17 protein-coding genes are annotated in these 16240 nt (G+C 43.1%); 3 read left to right on the forward strand and 14 right to left on the reverse strand.

Annotated elements, in window-relative coordinates; genetic code table 11:
* Window positions 1-201 precede the first annotated feature (201 nt).
* Complete coding sequence (locus L0G63_RS10985) at window positions 202-1170, reverse strand: D-Ala-D-Ala carboxypeptidase family metallohydrolase (protein WP_301450691.1); 969 nt, start codon at window positions 1168-1170, stop codon at window positions 202-204.
* Between the two features lie 282 nt (window positions 1171-1452).
* Here L0G63_RS10985 and rodA point away from each other — a divergent pair, with 282 nt between their 5' ends.
* Complete coding sequence (gene rodA / locus L0G63_RS10990; RefSeq protein WP_301450692.1) at window positions 1453-2595, forward strand: rod shape-determining protein RodA; 1143 nt, start codon at window positions 1453-1455, stop codon at window positions 2593-2595.
* Between the two features lie 928 nt (window positions 2596-3523).
* Entirely contained in the window at window positions 3524-4108 is a 585-nt protein-coding gene (locus L0G63_RS10995; RefSeq protein ID WP_367618363.1) for a septal ring lytic transglycosylase RlpA family protein, read from the forward strand.
* An 89-nt stretch (window positions 4109-4197) separates the two neighbouring features.
* On the opposite strand, the gene radA is transcribed toward L0G63_RS10995, so the two are convergent.
* From radA to L0G63_RS11050, 11 genes are all read right to left on the reverse strand, one after another.
* Complete coding sequence (gene radA, locus L0G63_RS11000; RefSeq protein ID WP_301450694.1) at window positions 4198-5637, reverse strand: DNA repair protein RadA; 1440 nt, start codon at window positions 5635-5637, stop codon at window positions 4198-4200.
* 266 nt (window positions 5638-5903) lie between these two features.
* Window positions 5904-6680 (reverse strand): LPS export ABC transporter ATP-binding protein, encoded by a 777-nt coding sequence (gene lptB, locus L0G63_RS11005; protein WP_301450695.1) that lies wholly within the window; start codon window positions 6678-6680, stop codon window positions 5904-5906.
* A 69-nt stretch (window positions 6681-6749) separates the two neighbouring features.
* Entirely contained in the window at window positions 6750-7232 is a 483-nt protein-coding gene (gene lptA / locus L0G63_RS11010) for a lipopolysaccharide transport periplasmic protein LptA (RefSeq protein WP_301450705.1), read from the reverse strand.
* A 156-nt stretch (window positions 7233-7388) separates the two neighbouring features.
* Entirely contained in the window at window positions 7389-7973 is a 585-nt protein-coding gene (gene lptC / locus L0G63_RS11015; RefSeq protein WP_301450696.1) for an LPS export ABC transporter periplasmic protein LptC, read from the reverse strand.
* Window positions 7970-8536, reverse strand: a complete 567-nt coding sequence (locus tag L0G63_RS11020) for an HAD family hydrolase (protein ID WP_301450697.1) — start codon at window positions 8534-8536, stop codon at window positions 7970-7972. The genes lptC and L0G63_RS11020 overlap by 4 nt, the downstream gene beginning before the upstream one ends.
* Before the next feature lie 81 nt (window positions 8537-8617).
* Window positions 8618-9610 carry an SIS domain-containing protein gene (locus L0G63_RS11025; RefSeq protein WP_301450698.1) on the reverse strand — a complete coding sequence of 331 codons (993 nt, stop codon included), beginning with the start codon at window positions 9608-9610 and terminating at the stop codon, window positions 8618-8620.
* Window positions 9611-9825: 215 nt separating this feature from the next.
* Window positions 9826-10353, reverse strand: coding sequence for an RNA chaperone Hfq (hfq, locus tag L0G63_RS11030; protein WP_301450699.1), 528 nt, complete (start codon window positions 10351-10353; stop codon window positions 9826-9828).
* A 404-nt stretch (window positions 10354-10757) separates the two neighbouring features.
* Window positions 10758-11906: a tRNA (adenosine(37)-N6)-dimethylallyltransferase MiaA gene (gene miaA, locus L0G63_RS11035; protein ID WP_301450700.1), complete on the reverse strand. Its 1149-nt coding sequence runs from the start codon at window positions 11904-11906 to the stop codon at window positions 10758-10760.
* A gap of 52 nt (window positions 11907-11958) precedes the next feature.
* Window positions 11959-13683, reverse strand: a complete 1725-nt coding sequence (mutL, locus tag L0G63_RS11040; RefSeq protein ID WP_301450701.1) for a DNA mismatch repair endonuclease MutL — start codon at window positions 13681-13683, stop codon at window positions 11959-11961.
* A 41-nt stretch (window positions 13684-13724) separates the two neighbouring features.
* Window positions 13725-14255: a tRNA (adenosine(37)-N6)-threonylcarbamoyltransferase complex ATPase subunit type 1 TsaE gene (tsaE, locus tag L0G63_RS11045; RefSeq protein ID WP_301450702.1), complete on the reverse strand. Its 531-nt coding sequence runs from the start codon at window positions 14253-14255 to the stop codon at window positions 13725-13727.
* Window positions 14255-14875 (reverse strand): 6-carboxytetrahydropterin synthase, encoded by a 621-nt coding sequence (locus L0G63_RS11050; protein ID WP_301450703.1) that lies wholly within the window; start codon window positions 14873-14875, stop codon window positions 14255-14257. Before L0G63_RS11050 ends, tsaE begins: the two co-directional genes overlap by 1 nt.
* Window positions 14876-15237: 362 nt before the next feature.
* Between L0G63_RS11050 and L0G63_RS11055 the strand changes: the two genes are divergently transcribed.
* Window positions 15238-15360, forward strand: a complete 123-nt coding sequence (locus L0G63_RS11055; RefSeq protein WP_021815223.1) for a hypothetical protein — start codon at window positions 15238-15240, stop codon at window positions 15358-15360.
* A 74-nt stretch (window positions 15361-15434) separates the two neighbouring features.
* On the opposite strand, the gene L0G63_RS11060 is transcribed toward L0G63_RS11055, so the two are convergent.
* The gene (locus L0G63_RS11060; protein WP_301450704.1) at window positions 15435-15767 is read right to left on the reverse strand and encodes a YnfA family protein; all 333 of its coding nucleotides are present in this window, start codon (window positions 15765-15767) and stop codon (window positions 15435-15437) included.
* Between the two features lie 6 nt (window positions 15768-15773).
* A complete protein-coding gene (locus L0G63_RS11065) occupies window positions 15774-16205 on the reverse strand; it encodes a PhzF family phenazine biosynthesis protein (protein WP_367618364.1) in 432 nt (143 codons plus the stop codon).
* Between the last annotated feature and the right edge of the window lie 35 nt (window positions 16206-16240).

The following is a 16240-nucleotide window of genomic DNA, read 5'->3' on the forward strand; positions in this document are numbered from 1 at the left end:
TTGACCTTCGTTAACGGAGTATCAATGGCTAGCAATGACTTATGCAAGAGATCTATTAACTCCGAACAAATTTTTAGTGAACTTACGCGTTTAACTCATTCGTTTTTATACCGATTTTATCTTGATATTTATAAGCCTGATTATAACCTTCCCGCCTTCTTTTATCGTTATGAGTTTGCGGATTGCCTGTTTGACGATGATCTAATAGCGGCAAGAAGAGCTACTACTGGCATGATTAAAACCCCATTTTCGATAGCCATCTGTATCAAGATGAATGGCACCAGTCGCATATAAGCCCAAACCAAAGTTGTAAGGTTTGCCTTGATACTGCCAAAACTGGCACAAACCATCTTGCATCGTACTAAGACGCCATAAATTGTCTTCGTATTCTGGCACCCAAATATCCATAGCACTTGCATTCATATGTTTGCTACTGTCAGCACCGCCAGCACATTCATTGAGGCCAGGGCTACGATACACCGAGCGTATCTCAGTACTTAGAGGCAAGATGCCTTGATTTTTTAGCTCACTATAGAGGTGTAGTGTTGGCACGATATTGGCCCACAACTCTCGCGGCGGTAGCTGATAAGGCTCATAACCACACTTATCCCAGCTGCGCGCGGTGGTCAGTAGCTGGGACAGTGGTGGTACATTTTGCGCACCCACACGCGAGCTCAAATAACGCTGATATTCGGCTACTTGCTGAGCACGGTAACTGTTACTGTTGAGCCATGCATTAAAATCCATACTCGTAAAATCGTTATAAGCGCGATTGTATGTATTATTTGCTGTGCTGTAGCTGTTATTGCGGTAAGTTGTATTATAAGTCGGTCTGCGTTGGTTCACATTAACGCGTTGGTTTTCTTCAATGGACAGACTGGCATCAATTTCAAAATCACGCTGCTTTTGTGCAATCAAGCTTTGCATACTATCGCCATTTGATGCATTTGCGCCACTTAACATAGTGACACCAGGGCGCTGACTAGAGACATTGTTAGAAGGCGATATATAAGCATTGCTAGTGTCGCCACTACCTTGCCGAACTTCGATACGGCGTTCACTACTATCAGTTATAATAGCGGCATGAACACTGAGACTACTTGCACAAACAATCAGTGCCAAAATAGATCGATGAATTTGCCTGTGGTGATAGGTTTTTAATTTTGTCATTACAAGAATCTACCGCTAAAAACGTTTTATCGATACTATCAAATTTTCAGCGAGCAGGCTAAACTATCGCCTCTAAACGGAGACGTGATATTCGTAATTAACACTTATCCTCATCATTTTTATAATTACGTGACTTTATTGCCTAGATGTTAAGTATCTGCTTGTTTTTTTGTCCGTGAGCTTCTATTAGAATAGAAACCGTCAAATACTCATCATAGATTTTATATAAGACAGCTTAGATAACCTCTCCCTTTTACTCCAACTGCTAGCCAAACTTTGCCTATGTCTTCTAACCCGCAATACCGTTTTTCACGTCAGAGCCATCACTTAGGCCAAAGTCATGCACCGACGATCTGGCAACGTATTCACATCGATCCGTGGTTAACCTTGCTATTATTAACGGTTTGCTGTATTGGTCTGACGATTTTATATAGTGCTGCCAGTCAAGACGTCGGCATGGTCATACGCCAAATGGTAAGCTATGGTGTGGCATTTACCGTTATGTTTGCCATGGCACAAATACCGCCCAGCCTCTACCGTACCTTTACGCCTGTGTTTTATGTACTGGGTCTTATATTATTGGTATTGGTTGATATCATTGGTGAGGTTCGTATGGGTGCTCAGCGCTGGATCAACTTACCTGGGTTTGGTAGCGTACAGCCATCTGAGTTTATGAAGCTTGGGATGCCGATGATGTGTGCTTGGTTTTTGTCCAAGCGTGATCTTCCACCATCACCGTCCAGTATTGCCATCACTCTGGCATTGATTATCGTTCCTGTATTGCTGATTGCAAAAGAGCCTGATCTTGGCACTTCGCTTTTAGTCGCTGCTAGTGGCATTTTTGTGCTGTTCTTGGCAGGTCTGTCTTGGCGTCTGATTTCTGCTGCTGTGATTTTAGCGATACCTTTTATTGCGTTTGCTTGGAACTTTTTGTTGCATGATTATCAGCGTACGCGCGTCCTAACCTTACTCAATCCTGAAGCCGATGTACAAGGTGCTGGGTGGAATATTATTCAGTCAAAGACAGCCATTGGTTCAGGCGGTCTCACTGGCAAAGGCTACCTAGAAGGGACACAGTCACACCTGCATTTTTTACCAGAAGGTCACACTGATTTTATCATCGCTGCATTCTCTGAAGAGTTTGGCTTATTGGGTGTGATGTTATTGATGTTTATCTATTTTTGCCTTTTGTCGCGCGCCTTATATATCGCTTTTACCCATCCCGATGTTTATAGTCGGCTGCTAGCTGGGGCAATCGCGATGTCTTTTTTCGTTTATATATTCGTCAATGTCGGTATGGTAGGTGGTATTTTACCTGTTGTCGGTGTGCCCTTACCTTTTATCAGCTATGGTGGTACCGCTATCGTGACTTTGATGGCAGGGTTTGGCTTATTGATGTCGATTCACACTCACAAATCTGGTTAAAAACACTTATAATCAATACCTTATATATAAAACATCAGTAAATTATCATTGAAATATGACAAACACACATCATTTATATCTCTCAAAAACACTGAGCATAAAATAAAGCACTCTCGCATGACTAATGACAACAAAGTTTAGATTAAATCAAAGTATCAGCGATTTTTCTACTATCAATATTTTGTTACTTTTAATAGATACTACATAATCCCAGTCATGACTAGCCTATCAAAAGGCTTTATAAGACATAAAGCATTGTTATTTAATTACTTGTATCATACTGTCATTAACAGTGATTTTTTTAACAAAAATGAATTGTAAACCAGGGCTTAAATATTTTATTTCTTGTTTTTTACAAAAAATTGCGTTAACCTCGTTTTACTGTACTTTGATACATAACCCGTACATAGCAGCTAATAAACTTTGCATTTAATTATATTTTGGTTGTAGATTGGTCGTATAGTTAGCATCTTGTAGATTTAGAGCTTTCAAACACACTACTTAATTAACGGTTTGATAACAAAGCATCACGTAAGAACCTTTACACTCTTTATTAAGTTAGCAATATTGAAACGCCTGACTGTCGAGCATTTTATAGATACAACATATAGTGATATTGATACTTAACTCTTTAGATTAAAAATAAGTACTCAATGAATATCGCTGGCTATCATTTGAGCATGTCCTAAGTAATGTCGGTGACTATCACCACTTATGAACATGAAATGAAAAATTACCATATATGAAAACCTATAGAAGTTTTCTATTAAATATTGGCCATAATACAAACCAAAGATTAATAGAAATAGCGTGAGCCACTGTTATATCACTCTAACGCTGTCATACTTTATCTAAAGCACTTAGATTAGGTTTTACTATATAAGTTATAGAGGTATTTATGAATAAGCGTTTATCTGGTTTACTTACTATGTCAGCGGTTTTATTTGCTGGCTCAGCAGTTGCAACAAATGTAAATGCTGTAGAAGCAAAGACCTCCCTTGCAATGATCTCGCAAGATAACGCCCCCCATATTGATCGTGTGCTTGGAGAGCTTAGCCGCCAACATGATGGCGCGTCAAGCTTAGTCAAGTCAGCCCGTCAGCCCACTTCATTGGCACTTAGCAGCTCGCTACTGGCTAACGATACAACACAAGTCACCAATGACGAAGATGTACTAGAGCGCCTCACAGCAGTCGCTTCTAACTCGGTTAACAAGTTTAAGCAAACAGGGCTTGCCTCTTGGTATGGTCGTAAGTTTCATGGCCGCAAAACTGCTAGTGGTGAAACTTTTGATATGAATGGTTTGACGGCAGCACATCGCTCATTACCACTCAACTGCTATGTCAAAGTGACTAACAAGACGAATGGCAAGAGCGTTGTAGTAAAAGTGAACGATCGTGGTCCATTCCATGGCAATCGCGTATTAGATTTATCGTATGGTGCAGCTAAGCGCCTAGGTATCACTAATAAAGGGGTCGGTAATGTTGCTATTGAGCGTGTTTCAGGACCTTAGTTTTAAAACTTATAGCATATAAAAAAGCCCTTAACTTATCATGAGTTAGGGGCTTTTTTGATCAGATCTTTTATACTTTTCAAGATTGGTTATAACTCAAACGCACTTTCGATGGCATCATCAAGACGTTCAACGGCAATCACATTGATACCCTTAAACTGAGGAGCTCCTTTGGCAGGTGCATTGGCTTTTGGAATAATCGCATGTTTGAACCCATGCTTCATTGCTTCTTTCAAGCGTTCTTGACCATTTGGTACTGGGCGAATTTCACCAGATAACCCAACCTCACCAAACACTGCTAATGAAGATGGTAATGGCTTTTCTTTGATGCTTGATGCACATGCCAATAATACTGCCAAATCAGATCCTGTTTCTATCACTTTGACGCCGCCCACGACGTTGACGTAGACATCCTGTCCACTGGTATGAATACCGCCGTGACGATGCATAACTGCAAGCAGCATAGACAATCGCTGAAAATCTAAACCCAATGCCATGCGCCTAGGCGAGCTCTGAGAGTCATCAACCAGTGCCTGAACCTCTACTAATAGGGGTCTGGTACCTTCACGGCTGACCATGACGACAGATCCAGCAACAGGCTTATCATAACGGCTCAAAAATATTGCTGATGGATTGGCCACTTCTTTGAGTCCCATGTCTGTCATGCCAAAAATACCGAGCTCATTGACCGCGCCAAAACGGTTTTTGACCGCACGAATCATCCGAAAGCGCGAGTCAGACTGACCCTCAAAATATAAGACGGTATCAACCATATGCTCAAGCACCCGTGGGCCTGCTAGCGTCCCCTCTTTCGTCACATGACCCACTAAAAAGAGCGCTGTGCCCGTTTGCTTTGCATAGCGTGTCAAAATTGCAGCCGACTCTCTTATTTGACTGACACCACCTGGTGCAGAGTTGATGGCATCCGTATAGATGGTTTGAATAGAATCAATAATAGCGATAGCGGGCTGCTCTTGAGTCAAGGCCGCACAAATGGTTTCTACATTGGTTTCGGCCAGTACGCGAAGCCTGTCAGCAGGTAAGTCTAATCGCTTGGCACGCATGGCAACCTGCGCAAGTGACTCCTCACCCGTCACATACAGTGCACTTCCTGCCAGTGACTCTGCTCGCGCCATATTGGTCGCTGTCTGTAATAATATGGTTGACTTACCAATACCAGGATCACCGCCAATGAGCACTACGGAGCCTGCAACCAATCCGCCTCCCAATACGCGATCAAACTCGCTGATACCTGTTGGTAAACGCGTGTCTAACGTCACACTTACGGCATTAAGTGGCATAACAGCGCTATGAGTACCCGAGTAATTACCAGCTGGTGTCCCAACTGTACTGCGAGCGCTCGCTCTGCTGGCATTAGACTTGGTAGTGCCCTTATTGTGGTGCGGCATACTGACATTTGGCGCTTCAACCAAGCTATTCCATTCACCGCAATCTGTACACTGCCCTGCCCATTTACCAAAATGCGCACCGCACTCCTGACAGACATAGCTGCTTTTGTTTTTTGCCATAAATCACAAGCCTTATTCAGATAGTGAGTCGAGAATCATACGTAATCTATTGAGATGGGTTTGTTAGTACTAGTAGGGAAATCGTTATAGGTTAGAACAGCCGTCAATATAATAGGCTGTTCTAGAAAGAGTCATGACAAGCAGGGAGATACTGTAAATACAAACGAGGTGGTGACTGCCAGCTCTCAGAGTAGATGATGAGATCAATACCAGCAATCAATAGATAAGAGAAGTTACCTTGAGGGATTAAATTACAGGATACCAAACTAGACTTGGAAATCTTTACCTAAGTAGACAGATTTCACCAAATCATTGTCTAAGACCTCAGAAGAGGTACCTTCTGCAATAATCGCCCCTTCTGAGACAATATAAGCTTTTTCGCAAATAGCCAAAGTCTCTCGAACGTTATGATCAGTAATCAACACCCCAATACCACGATTCTTGAGCGTCAAAATAACGTCTTTGATATCGCCGACTGAAATAGGATCCACCCCTGCAAAAGGCTCATCCAATAGAATAAACTTAGGATCAGCGGCCAGTGCTCGCGCAATCTCACAGCGACGACGCTCACCGCCTGAGACACTCATACCCAGTGAGGTACGCACATGTTCTAGATGGAACTCACTGATCAGTTTTTCAAGCTCTTGCTGCTGCTCCGTTTTACTCAATTGTGTACGAGTCTGCAAAATGGCTAAGATATTATCTTCAATGGACAGCTTACGAAAAATGGATGCTTCTTGCGGCAAATACCCAATGCCAGCACGAGCGCGTTCGTGCATCGCGTATTTAGATAAATCCATTTTTCCTAAAGTGACACGGCCTTTATCCATATTTACCAGACCCACCACCATATAAAAACTGGTTGTTTTGCCCGCACCATTGGGTCCTAACAGTCCGACCACTTGTCCTTGCTCAACAGAAAATGAGACATCTTTAACAACCCAGCGCTTACCATAACGTTTACCCAAATTTTGCATTGTTAGGCGAGCGACAGGCACCGTGTTAGTATTTGCAGCCAGCTCTACCTTTTTATTATCACTCATAACTTACTCTTACTGTCAAAAAACTCAAGCATCACTAAAACCTGCATATCAATACGTTGGTTGATTCAACTAACGTACGCCACTTTGGTTGGTGTTATTGTTGGGTGGAAATACCAGCTCTACGCGCTGATTACCACCAGCCGTCGCTTCTACGTCCCCTGCTTTTAAGCTATAACGAATAACATTACCGGCAAAACTTGCGCCATTTTGTACCAGTTTGGCATTTCCTGTTAGAGTGATAATGCCAGATACTGCATTGTAATCAATCTTATTTGCTTGACCTTTGGCTAAGCCTTTTTCTTGCGTCACCACTTGCTGCATAGTGGCTGGACGACCAGTAGCCACTGCCGAATTGATACTACGCTGAGGGGATAGATTGACGGTAATATTATCCGCCGTCATCTTAAAAGTACCTTGAGTAATAATAACGTTGCCAGAATAACTGGTGACGCCTGTGCGCTCACTGTAGGTGGCTTTGTCCGCGAGCAATTTTATTTGTTGATTGGCATCTGAGGGCAAAGCGTGGCTATACAATGGCAAGGTTAATAGCATGACCGTTGGCAAAGCGCGAATTTTGTGTAAGCAGAGTAAGGATGCGCGCAAAGTAGGCAAAAATTTAGATTTCATAGAATGACTCGTTTCATAATTGTTGATAGGATTTGCAAACTTCATGCTAGCTGCTGTTCATATAATAACGAAAGATTTGGTTTAAAACAGCGCTTTGTCTTGACGATCAGCAGGCGTAAAAGCGACAGCAACTTGGCCAAATTCATAGTCGCCCGTTTCAAGATTGGCAGTCATACTAGAGGCTTCAAAACGATTCATACCTTGCTCAATCTTAACAGGATCTTCGCTGTATACTTGACCTGACTTTGTATTACCTTTTAGCGTACTGCCAGTCACTTTAATAGGCTCAATATCAGGCGCGTCTTTGTTGCCTTCGCTAACCAACGTAAAGCCACCAGATAAGCTAAGCTCACCAGTTTGCTGACTGATGGCTGCACGGCCTGCTTGAATACGATAGCGCTGATCTGCTGATGGCTCCCAGTTCATTGTAATACCTGACATCTCATCTTGATCGGTTTTGGGATTATGCGTTAAGGACTCAGCCGTCAGCTCATATTCAGTCTCACCTTGATCATTCGTCTGTACTGCTTTGATATCAGTGGCTTCATAATCGACATCTGTCGTCTCAATATTGACTGGTGTCGTCACCTCCCCTTGCTGCTGAAAGAACCAACCTGCAATACCTGCAATTATCAATGCTAATATAATTAAGACACGTGTATTCACGACAGCTTATCCTGAGTTTGAGCTTCATCAAGCGTATAGTGTGCGATAAAGTCTTGATAATGTCCGTGCCCCTTTAAAATAAGGTCACATACTTCACGTACTGCACCTGCACCCCCTGCTCGTGTGGTGACCATGTGACTACGCTGAATAACTTCTGAGTGTGCGTTGGGCACCGTTGCTGCAAATCCCACGGTTTGTAGGGCTTTGATATCTGGCAAATCATCACCCATATAAGCACAGTCAGCAGCCGTGATATTGAGCGTAGGATCAAGAGACGACAATAATTCGTTTAGTGCAACAAGCTTATCATCGCGGCCTTGTACAACATGATTGACCCCCATCTCTGTAGCACGCTTATCTACCATAGGGCTGCTACGACCAGTAATGATAGCGGTCAATATTCCATAACGCGATAGAGACTTGATACCTATGCCATCCTGTACTGAAAATGCTTTGGTCTCGACACCATTGGCATCATAAATAATCTGTCCATTAGATAAAATACCATCAACATCTAGAACTAATAGCTTCACCTGTCCCGCTTTTTTTATTAAGTCTTGCATGCGTATTCTCTTCTTATTTAGTCATTATCTTTCTAAATCTTGTACAGTATGGCACGGTTATTCTATAAAAAGTCGATAGGGCTACTTCACGCCAGCTTGTAGCAAGTCATGAACAGTGATGACCGCTTCCAACCGCTCTTCATCATCGATAATCAGTAGCTGACTGATACTATTCTCATTCATGACACTAAGTGCATCTGATGCTCGCGTTGTTTTACCGATGCAACGTGGATTGTTAACCATCACCTCATGCATCGGCGTTTGTAGATCAATGCCTTTTTCTAGACCGCGACGTAAATCACCATCCGTGAATACGCCAACCACTTTGTGGTGATCATCTGTCACTACTGTCATACCCAGACGCCCAGCAGACATCGTAAATAGTGCTTGTTGCAATGGTGCTTTCTGATTAATCAAAGGCAGATTTTCTGAGTTGGTATGCATCAAATCTTCGACACGCGTCAGTAGTTGACGGCCGAGCGCACCCGCTGGATGCGATAAAGCAAAGTCCTCAGACGTGAAGTTGCGTGCATGCACCAAAGCAACTGCTAGCGCATCTCCAAGCGCCAACGTGGCTGTCGTACTCGACGTAGGTGCCAGATTAAGCGGACAAGCCTCTTGCGACTGACCAAGTGTCAAAACAATATCAGCGGCCCGTGGCAGCATACCGCGCTTATCACGGCTGATACTAATCAAAGGAATCTTTAGATGTTTGACCACAGGCAATAGCATTTTGATTTCATCTGACTCGCCAGAGTTCGAAATGGCAAGCAATACATCACCTTTAACCAGCATACCCAAATCGCCATGACCCGCCTCACCAGGATGCATAAAAAAAGCCGGCGTGCCAGTGGAGGCAAAGGTGGCTGCTATCTTGCGACCGATTAACCCTGATTTGCCCATACCAGTGACCACCACTCGCCCCTGACAAGCCAAGATAATGTCACACGCTTGCGCAAACCTATCATCAATCTGCTCTGTCAACAATGCTAAGGCGGATATCTCAGTATTCACCGCCTCGATAGCAGTAGTAATAAATTGCTCATGGGTCAGTTTATTCTTGGTATCACTCATGGATCTGCTCTATTTCTATAATGAATCAACACAGCATTTTACTATACTATGTTTTGTATTAGTAATGGTCTGCGATTTTTACAATGGCAAAAATCTTTCAATCCCACCTATGCACCTATCTATATAAAAAAAACCCACTATGACAGCAGGTCTTAATTAAATAAATCAGGTCACATAGTGCGTGAGTCGACAATACACTCAATTTGTAAAGCTAATTAGTTGTTGGTGTCATTAGACCCATCACTTGACTTATCTTCAAAGCCTGTACCATCTGTTGGCGCGTCAAATCCGCGATCTTGACCAAAGCCGCCGCGCTCAAACCCACGATCTTGACCCTGACCAAAGCTGCCACGTTCAAATCCACGCTCTTGACCCTGACCAAAGCCGCCTCGGTTAAAGCCGCTACGACTCGAGGCAAAGCCACGCTCATCAAAACCACCTGCCACAGGACTGCCACCACGTTCAAACCCACCACCTTGATAACCAGCTGGCGCTGCGCCTTGAGACTGAGTGCCTATTCCTGTAGCTGAGCTGCTACGCGGATTGCGTGCTGGCACAACTGTCGAAATGGCGTGCTTGTATACCATTTGGCTAACGGTATTTTTCAGGAGTACCACGTACTGGTCAAATGATTCAATTTGGCCTTGTAATTTAATACCATTAACCAAGAAAATAGAAACAGGAATGCGATCCTTACGCAGTGAATTCAAGAATGGATCTTGTAAAGTTTGTCCTTTTGACATGAAGTCTCTCCTAAATATTATGTAGTTATGTTTTGAGTGCCAATTATTCTAAGTGTCAATTTAATTATACTGGCTAAAAGGCAGATACAATAATACGTTTTCTTTATAAAACGTATCTAAATAAATATTCGTTGTTCTTAAGTTATTTCACTCTATCGCGAGTACGTTATCATTGTCAGTAATTAAGTAACCACTTGTTTCATCAAGCGTTTTTTCTGTAAAAGTTAATAGCTATCTACTACCAAGATAACTGTATTTAACGGCTACTAGATCTGTAGTAAGCTCAAATTATAGCAGCTATCCATGCTAATTTTTGAAACTAATTGTGATTCTTTATTTATATATCAATAACGTGCTTTGAAAACGTAAAGTAAGACGCACGCTAATAAGATAGAAGCATGTTTTCAAAAAAGATAATCTCTTGCTTGTGCCATTGTTGTAAAATTTTTTAGCACCATCCCTTTGGTGACCGCATCATCAAACTCAGATACAGTATCAGGCAATTGAGCAACTTTTCTAAGCCATGTATACTGGCGTTTTGCCAACTGCCTTGTAGCATATAATGCCTTATTTTGCATTTCCTGACAAGCAAGCGCTTCGGTCTCAGCATAGGATATATCAGGCTGAGCGTTTGTGTAAACGCCCTCGCCTTGCATCTTATTTATGGCCATTAGGCTTTTAGAGTCTGCAAAGGCTTCATAAAATTGGGCTTTGTCCAAATGGGGTTTATCCAATACTGAATGCTGCGTACGAACAAGATATTCCAATACTTGGCGATAACCCACACAGCGCATCGACGGCATATTAGGGGTCAGCGGGTACTTCTCAAGTAAGCCAACAACCTCTGCCACTAACCCTTCTTGCCACATGATATCAAGGCGCTGTTCGATACGCGCATGTAACCACGGGCGGTCTGGTATCACTGACAATGCATGCCACTGCTGTTCTGGATGATGGGCCAAAGCTTGTTTTGGCTCACGCTGCCAGTCGCTTATGGGCCTATCTGTCTGCAAATAAACCTCAATTGCCCGAGTAATGCGCTGAGTATCCGTTGCATTCAAACGCTGATGGCTAACTGAGTCAACATTGCCAAGATAATCATACAATGCCTCGACACCTTCCTCTTGTCGCCACTGCTCAACACGTGTACGTACATTATCATCGCTATCAGGTACGGGAGACAGGCCATCGAGTAGCGCCATGTAATACATCATGGTGCCACCGACCAATAATGGTATTTTGCCTTTTTGATGGCAGTCTTCAATAAGCTGTGCCGTATCATTGACAAACTCAGCAACACTATAGCTTTGCATGGGATCAATAATATCAACCAGATGATGTGGATACCGCACTAACTCATCCGCTGTTGGTTTTGCCGTACCAATATTCATATCACGATATATCAGCGCTGAATCTACCGAAACAAGCTCATATCTCCCTGTGTCATATAGCTCATATGCCAGTGCTGTTTTGCCGCTGGCAGTGGGCGCCATCAAGCACACCACGCTATTATCAGGCAAATTAGTAGAGACGCTATCAGAGGTATGTTGCATAAAGTGGCTTTTCCTAATCTTTAATGACCCAAAGTAGCGGTCAGCTTTATATTTATTTAGAGGCAGAGGATAGCATTAGGGTTACTAAGCGACCGCTATCTAAGACGCTCATAGCATTTCTTGCCAGCAGTTCAGTGAGGTTCGTGACAAACACTCTCATATCCTGCTTAGACATCTGTGTGCTTATGCTATTCAGCTGCTGATTAATTTTGAGAGCGCTATTTGGTTGCTTGTCTTCAGTGGCAGTATTATTGCCAAATACCTGTGATTCAAACAGTTGGCTCAGCTGCGACTGCCAATCTTTAGCCCTCATCAATACACACTGCCCTTGATGATAAAATAAGAGCCAAGGTAAATTTTTATCAGCTGCGGTTGAGTCAATACCACGAGTCTCTACATCATTAATAACATCCAAGCAGATTGGTAAAGATGAAATCGTAGGCGCTTCGGATGAGCTAAACGAAATATTACGATTTTGCTTCAACGGCTCATTAACATAGGATGGTGCTGGTTCTTGAACTAGTGATTTATCTAGAAATGATTTGCTTGAGGCAGATTGATATGATTGTCTAGGTGCTTGTACTTGCCTGCTCTGCCTTATGTGCTCTGTAGGCAGAGCATTGGGTAAATGTGTGTCAGACAAAGTATCTACAGAGACGTCTTTTTTTGAAACTTCTAGATTATCGCGGCTAGTAGCATTAACTATTTTTAGCTGTGAACGAATTGTATGGCTTAGATGCGCCATAATATTGTTTAGCGGACTGATTTTGATACGCTGTTTCGATGGATGCACATTGACATTGAGCCACTGAGTTGGCAACTCAAAATAAAGCGCATAACCCATACTTGCTAATTGTACGCTCTGAGCAAGTTGACGCATTTGGTTACTGATCAACGCCTCTTTTACCAAGCGACCATTCACATAAATTAGCTTTGGCAAGTCTTTTTGCTCATCAGTCATCGGCCATAACCAGCCACTGATTGCTGCCCGATCAACTGTGCTATCGCCGTACGCTACAGACGACTGCACAAGACTCGATAGATCTATCGATACTGCTAGCGCATTGTCCGTTAATGGCATACCAGTCGCTTGTTCTAAACGCGGCAACGGTAGACGGTTAGCATCATTATCGTTAACGTTTGTAGCATTTGCAGACAATGATAACCGCTTTTTATTGTCATGAAAAAGTGTCAGTGCGACATCAGCTCGCGCCAGTGCGACTTCACGGACGATGGTCTCGATCTGGCCAAATTCAGTGGCAATAGATTTTAAATTACCTCGGCGGGCAGGCACATTGAAATATAAGTCTTTGACTATGATTGTTGTGCCGCGATTATGAACGACTGGTGTGAGCTTTGGCGTATCATCTAATACCCCAGCGACCTGTAGTTGACGGCCTATACCACTCTCATCATGGCTACTCGTCAAGGTCAAACGAGAGACAGCCGCCATCGCTGCCAATGCTTCACCACGAAAACCCAACGTCGTAATGCCGTGCAAGTTCGCAACATCAGCGACCTTGCTGGTCGCATGACGCGTAATCGCCATCACCATATCATCAGGATGAATACCCACACCGTTATCCACCACTTCAATCATGCCCATACCACCTTGAGTAATACGTATCTCAATATCGGTGGCACCTGCATCAATGGCATTTTCTAGCAGCTCTTTGACGACCGCTGCTGGACGTGTCACGACCTCACCTGCTGCTAGTTGATTAATCAGCAGCGGTGATAGTTTTTTGATACGGGTGTTGTGGTGGTTATCTGGCATTGATAGATGTCATATTTTAAAAGAATGGCAAGTGGTGTGATTTAGATATTAAATTTTGATAAATCCAGACCTTGCGCTTGGCCTGCTTTTGATACTTTTAAGTGCACTTGGCGTGCTTCATTACCTTTATCATCGTTTTCAACTTGCGTAATATCGATAAACAAAGTTGGCATCGGTAGATAACCATCAGCACGGCTCGCCCATTCAATGATAACGAGCGCTTCAGGCTCATCTAAATACTCATCAAAGCCAATAAAAGACAGTTCTTCTGGATCTTGGAGACGGTATAGGTCTGCATGATAAACTGGCTTAGTCGAGCCATCATTTCGCTGAATACTATAAGGCTCAACCAAAGTATACGTTGGGCTTTTTACCGCACCTGTATGACCGAGCGCTTGTAACCAGTAACGCGTTAAAGTAGTTTTACCAGCACCCAAATCTCCTGATAGCCATACACTACCTGTTAAAGGCAGTGCAGATAATTGTTTGGCCAATAACTGTGTATCTTGCTCAGAGTTCAGTATCAGCGTTTGCATAGTATCACTACTTTCTATTGATTGATCGTTATACATCAGTCTAAACCTGCCTGTGCTCGCTCTGTCTGTACCTGCATAGTCACCGTTGGATTGGTAAAGCTGTCCCCGCGTATCAGCTTGGCGTATAGCTCAGAGTCCGTCCATTCAGCACGAACTTGCTCACTAAATTCGAAATCCTCTAAAACCAGCTTACCCATTTGATCATTGGCCACATCATCTGTGAAACACTGCGCGTAACCCGTTGCCGTTTCATGGGCAATTACCGAATACACACTGACATCCGCTTCGCCATTTTGCATTTGCGTCTGGCGCAGTATTTCTTGCGCCCAAAAGAAAATCACCCGTGAAAACTGCTCTGCTGACGGAGATACTGGTAGGCTGATCCAACGTGCGCTGAATTTCTTACACGCTGCGACATATTCAGGATCGTCTTTGTTCCAAAAACAAATGGCATGATCAAAGCTGTCGATAATATCTTTGATCGAAGATTTTAGTAGCCCAAAGTCATAAACCATTTGCCCATGGTCTAGACGGGTGGCCTCTAAAATCAGCTCAATCTGATAGCTGTGACCATGGATTGAGTGTTTGCAGCGCTCAGAGCTACAGTTACGAACGATGTGAGCGTTTTCAAATTTGAATAGTTTACGTATACGCATAATAAGGTGACCAAAACAGTGAGCACGATGGTGCTAAATGTTAATAAATAAGAGTTTGCCGCGTTTATGAATCGGTTTATGGCTAATTATAGCAAATCGCCATGTATCCGTAAGTAAGCACTTATGAATACCATGATTGATTGAACGAATCAGTTAGCGAATAGCTTGGCTAAAACAATGATTTCGCTAAAGGAAAGAAGCAAGAGAAATGAATCGTAGGCGAATTGTGCGAGTACTATCTATTACTAATGCTTAAGCCTATACTCGATTGGGTAAGCGACTATGTTAGTCGTCACCATACTTACCTTAAGTCAGCCCAATTGGCTTAGCAGGTTGTATGCGTTATCTACAAAGGAATTACCATGAGCAAAGGTCAAGACAGTAAAAAGAATGTCAAAAAGAAACCGCTTTTGACCGCCAAAGAAAAGAAAGCAGCGAAACAAGCCAAGAAAGACGACAACGGTAGTATTTTAGGTAAACATTAATATTTTTCGTATCAATATGCCAATCTGACCTAGTGGTTTGATTGGTATTTTTTTGAGTTGGCCACTCGTTTTTTTTAGGCACTGCGCGGCGCAAACATAATAATCGCCATTCCTATTAGTGCAACTACTGAGCCCACTATGTCCCACATGGTTGGTCGTATCCCATTGATCGTCCATAACCATAAAATCGCCATGCAAATATAAACGCCACCATACGCCGCATAGACCCTACCCGCAGCAGTCGGATGTAATGACAGCAGCCAGACAAAAGCCACCAAACTCAGTGCGCCAGGTATCAGTAGCCAGATAGATTTACCTTCTCGTAACCACAGATAAGGCAAATAACACCCTGCAATCTCAGCCAATGCAGTAAGCGCAAACAGCCCAACGGTCTTTAATTCTGTCAAATCCATCTACTCCTTGACTGTGATAAATCCAGTCAGATATGATACAGCATTGCCAGAAATAAGCACTCTATCGCCTGCCACGGTACAGTCAAGCACACCGCCGCGACTAGATGCTTGATAAGCAACCAATTCATTTTTGGCTAAACGCTTCGCCCATAAAGGGGCAAGTCCAGTATGAATCGAACCTGTTACTGGGTCTTCGTCACCGCCATTTGCTGGCCAAAAGTATCTAGAGACAAAATCATAATCCTCATACTTTTCTGAGGTTGCCTGACAAGTTACCACCACATCATAAGGCGCTAGCTGCTTCAATGTCTCATTATCACGCACGACATTCAACACATCTGATTCAGAGTCATAGATGACGAAATACGCTTGAGTATTACGATAGACTTCAGCAGGCGCAATGGACAGGCCTGCTAGGGTGTGTTGACATATATAGAATAATTGACAATCATAGTGTTATGACTAGA

The organism is Psychrobacter sp., from assembly GCF_030454045.1.
Lineage (GTDB): Bacteria > Pseudomonadota > Gammaproteobacteria > Pseudomonadales > Moraxellaceae > Psychrobacter.